Here is a 258-nt window from a genome sequence, read left to right as displayed (position 1 = left end):
CAAGAAGTCAGAGCCCTGTTTATGGGTGATGGCGTGCCTTTTGTAGAATGAACCGGCGAGTTACGTTCCCGTGCAAGGTTAAGGTGAGAAGCCGGAGCCGCAGCGAAAGCGAGTCTGAATAGGGCGACTATAGTACGTGGACGTAGACCCGAAACCGTGTGATCTACCCCTGTCCAGGGTGAAGGTGCGGTAACACGCACTGGAGGCCCGAACCCACGAATGTTGAAAAATTCGGGGATGAGGTGGGGGTAGCGGAGA

General features: G+C 55.4%; 1 rRNA gene. It reads left to right on the top strand.

Features of this window, described 5'->3' with window-relative positions:
• Nucleotides 1-258, top strand: a 23S ribosomal RNA gene (locus KI379_RS33850); the annotation flags it as partial.

It is taken from the genome of Paenibacillus cineris (genome assembly GCF_018333335.1).
GTDB classification, from domain to species: Bacteria; Bacillota; Bacilli; order Paenibacillales; family Paenibacillaceae; genus Paenibacillus_AQ; species Paenibacillus_AQ favisporus.
The sequence above is the reverse complement of the archived record's forward strand: the minus strand, read 5'-3'. Positions and strand labels throughout refer to the sequence as shown.